This window comes from Pseudomonas sp. Sample_23 (assembly GCF_004307595.1).
GTDB lineage: Bacteria > Pseudomonadota > Gammaproteobacteria > Pseudomonadales > Pseudomonadaceae > Aquipseudomonas > Aquipseudomonas atacamensis.
This window is the reverse complement of record NZ_RCNX01000099.1, coordinates 1-4,136: the sequence shown is the minus strand read 5'-3', so window position 1 is coordinate 4,136 and position 4,136 is coordinate 1. Positions and strand designations below refer to the sequence as shown.

The window sequence follows — 4,136 nt, the reverse complement described above, 5'->3', positions numbered from 1 at the left end:
GAGGCCGACATCGGCCACGTCAAACCCGGCATGACCGCCTACTTCACCACCCTCAGCGGCGGCACTCGGCGCTGGAGCAGCACGGTGCGGCAAATCCTGCCGGTGCCACCACGTCCGCTTGAACAGAACCAGGGCGGCAGCCCCACCAGCGGCCGCAGCGGCAGCGAACGCGTGGTTCTTTATACCGTGCTGCTCGACGTCGACAACGCCGATCATAGCCTGATGACCGACATGACCGCCCAGGTGTTCTTTGTCGCACAACAGGCGCAAGACACTCTGACCGTGCCGACTGCCGCCCTGCAACCGGGCTCGCGTCCGCAGTGGCAGCGAGCGCAGATCGTCGCCGCCAACGGTGATATTCAGGCGCGCGAAGTACGCACCGGCATCAGCGATCGCCTGCGCACCCAGGTGCTCGAAGGTCTGGCCGAGGGCGAGCATGTTCTCAGCGCGCCGGCCACTGGTCATGGAGGCTGAATGCACACGCCCCTGATCGACCTGCGGCAGATCCGCAAAGCCTACGGCGGTGATGACAGCCCACTGGTGGAAGTGCTGCGCGGGATCGATCTGTCGATCCACGCCGGCGAGTTCGTTGCGATTGTCGGCGCCTCCGGTTCAGGCAAATCGACGCTGATGAATATCCTCGGTTGCCTCGACCGTCCCACCAGCGGAGAGTATCTGTTCGCCGGGGAAAATGTCGCGCAGCTGGACAGCGATGAACTGGCCTGGCTGCGCCGCGAAGCCTTCGGGTTTGTCTTTCAGGGCTACCACCTGATTCCCTCCGGCTCGGCCCAGGAAAACGTCGAGATGCCAGCGATCTATGCCGGCACCCCGGCCGCCGAGCGGCATGCCCGAGCTCACGCGCTGCTGCAACGTCTCGGCCTCGGCACTCGCACCGGCAACCGTCCGCATCAGCTTTCCGGCGGTCAGCAACAGCGGGTGTCGATCGCCCGTGCGCTGATGAACGGCGGCCACATCATCCTCGCCGACGAGCCGACCGGCGCCCTCGACAGCCACAGCGGCGCCGAGGTCATGACCCTGCTCGACGAACTCGCCGATCAAGGCCATGTGGTGATCCTCATCACCCACGACCGCGAAGTGGCGCAACGGGCCAAACGCATCATCGAAATCCGTGACGGCCTGATCATCAGTGACAGCGCCGAGCACGCGTACGCGCCGCCTGCGGCCAATCCCGGGGCGTTGCAAGCGGTCGACCTGCGCCAGCGCCTGAGCAACGGCAGCAGCCAGACCGGCGCCTGGAAAGGTGAACTGCTCGACGCTGTACAAGCGGCGTGGCGAGTGATGTGGATCAACCGCTTTCGCACCGCGCTGACCCTGCTGGGCATCGTCATTGGCGTGGCCTCGGTGGTGGTCATGCTCGCCGTCGGCGAAGGCAGCAAGCGTCAGGTCATGGCGCAAATGGGTGCGTTCGGCTCGAACATCATTTACCTCAGCGGCTCGGCGCCGAACCCGCGTACGCCGGAGGGCATCATCACCCTCGACGACGTTGCCGAACTGTCCGCCCTGCCCCAGGTGGAACGGATCATGCCGGTCAACGGCTCGACCGCCGGGGTGCGCTTTGGCAATGCCGACCACAGCAGTTACGTCGGCGGCAATGACACCAACTTTCCGCAGATTTTCAACTGGCCGGTAATTCAGGGCAGTTACTTCACCCAGGCCGACGAGGACAGCGCCGCCGCTGTCGCGGTGATCGGCACCAAGGTTCGCGACAAGTTGCTCAAGGATGTCGCCGACCCGATCGGTCAATACATTCTCATCGAAAACGTGCCGTTCCAGATCCTCGGCGTGCTTGCAGAAAAAGGCGCCAGCTCCGGCGACTCCGATAGCGACAACCGCATCGCCGTGCCTTATTCGGCGGCGAGCACGCGCCTGTTCGGCAGCCGCAATCCGCAATACGTGGTGATTGCCGCCAAGGACGCGCGCAAGGTCAAGGACGCCGAACAGGCCATCGAACAGGCGATGTTGCGTCGGCACCACGGCAAGAAGGATTTCGAGCTGACCAACAATGCCGCGATGATCCAGGCCGAAGCGCGCACGCAAGGCACGCTGTCGCTGATGCTGGGGGCAATTGCGGCGATTTCCCTGCTGGTCGGCGGTATCGGCGTGATGAACATCATGCTCATGACCGTACGCGAACGTACCCGCGAGATCGGTATTCGCATGGCCACCGGCGCCCGTCAGCGCGACATCCTCCGTCAATTTCTCACCGAAGCGCTGATGCTCTCGGTGGTCGGCGGAATTGCCGGAATCGGCCTGGCGCTGCTGGTCGGCGGCGTGTTGTTGCTCAGCGGCGTGGCGATCGCCTTTCAAGGGCTGGCGGTGATCGGTGCATTCGCCTGTGCGCTGGTCACCGGCGTCATCTTCGGCTTCATGCCGGCCCGCAAAGCTGCCCGGCTTGACCCGGTCACGGCCCTTACCAGTGAATGATCGACCTATGAAAGTGCGACTGACCTTCCTCGCCGCCAGCCTGTTGCTGGCGGCCTGCAGCAGCCCGGCGCCGCGCCTGGACAGCGGCGTGCAGCCACCGAGCGCGTGGCAGTCCGCCGCCACCCCCGGCGCGCTGCAGAGCAATCGGCAATGGTGGACGCAATTCGGCAGCCCCGAGCTGGAGCGGCTGGTGGAACAGGCGCGGCTGGGCAGCTATGACCTCGCCGCCGCCGTTGCGCGGGTCAGGCAGGCCGAGACCAGCGCAACCATCGCCGACGCCCCGCTGCTGCCCGAGCTCAAGGCCGGTTTGAATGCCAACCGGCAGAAACTGATCCACGGCAAGGGCTACAGCCAATTGGATGTCAGCCCGGAGAATCGCTCGCTGGACTATTACGATGCCGAGCTCAGCGCCAGTTACGAAGTCGATTTCTGGGGCGGTAAGCGTGCCGCCCGCGACAGTGCGGTGTTCGGCGTGCAGGCCAGCGAGTTCGACCGCGCCACCGTCGAGCTGACCTTGCTCAGCGGCGTCGCCAACAGTTACACCCAGGCCCTGGCCTTGCGTGAGCAGGCGCGCATTGCCGAACTCAATCTGAAAAATGCGCAGAATGTGCTGCAGCTGGTGCAGACCCGTTTCGACGCCGGCAGCGCCACCGCGCTGGAACTGGCCCAGCAGAAAAGCCTGGTGGCCGAACAACAGCGTCGCCTGCCGCTGGTGCAACAACAGGCCCGCGAAGCACTGATCAGCCTCGCCGCCCTGCTCGGCCAACCAGTGCAAACGTTACCGTTGCCCACACAATCCTTCGCCCAATTGCACTGGCCGGACATCGCCAGCGGCGTGCCGAGCGACTTGCTCAGCCGCCGCCCGGACATTGCCAGCGCCGAGGCCAAGCTTGCGGCAGCCCAGGCTGATGTCACCGTCGCCCGCGCCGCAATGCTGCCGAAAATCACCCTGACCGCCAGCCTCGGCAGCGGCGCCGACCTTGCCGCCGACCTGCTGCGCACGACGTTCTACAACCTGTCCTCGGGGCTGACCGCGCCGATCTTCAACAACGGCCGCCTCAGCGCCGAACGCGACAAGGCCAAGGCGCGGCAGGACGAATTGCTGGAGACCTATCGCGGGGCAATCATCAACGGCTTCGCTGACGTCGAAAAAGCCCTCAGCAGCATTCGTGGCCTCGATGAACAACGGCAATGGCAAAGCGAAGAACTGAACCAGGCACAAACCGCCTTCGACATCGCCCAAAGCCGCTACCAGGCCGGCGCCGAAGACCTGCTCACCGTCCTGCAAACCCAGCGCACGCTGTATGCGGCGCAAGACCTCAACGTGCAACTGCGCCTGTCGCGGTTGCAGGCGAGCATTGCCTTGTACAAAGCGCTGGGGGGTGGCTGGGAGGTGATCTGACAGAGATGCGTCGAATGGACTGACGCCTTCGCGAGCAGGCTCGCTCCCACAAATGAAATTCGGTCTGGACAGAAATTTTCGGCACGACCAAGGCGCCCTGTGGGAGCGAGCCTGCTCGCGAAGAGGTCCTGTCAGGCACTGATGCATCTGAATGACACACCGCATTCGCGAGCAGGCTCGCTCCCACAAATGGAATTCGGTTTGGACGGAAATCTCCGCCACGAACAAGGCCCGATGTGGGAGATTCTATGATTATCCTCAAGCGATAACTGCCCCTTTCGATTGATAT

The 4,136-nt window shown here is 64.2% G+C and carries 2 protein-coding genes and 2 pseudogenes; all 4 read left to right on the top strand.

All coding sequences use genetic code 11. The features are described from left to right. Positions 1–474, top strand: a pseudogene (locus tag D8U82_RS26210) (efflux RND transporter periplasmic adaptor subunit); the annotation flags it as partial. After that, a complete protein-coding gene (locus D8U82_RS26205; protein ID WP_130887382.1) occupies positions 475–2,445 on the top strand; it encodes a MacB family efflux pump subunit in 1,971 nt (656 codons plus the stop codon). It begins immediately after the preceding pseudogene. A 7-nt stretch (positions 2,446–2,452) separates the two neighbouring features. After that, a complete protein-coding gene (locus D8U82_RS26200) occupies positions 2,453–3,847 on the top strand; it encodes an efflux transporter outer membrane subunit (protein WP_130887383.1) in 1,395 nt (464 codons plus the stop codon). Between the two features lie 57 nt (positions 3,848–3,904). Beyond that, positions 3,905–4,039: pseudogene (locus D8U82_RS28545) on the top strand (metal ABC transporter ATP-binding protein); the annotation flags it as partial. Positions 4,040–4,136: the final 97 nt, after the last annotated feature.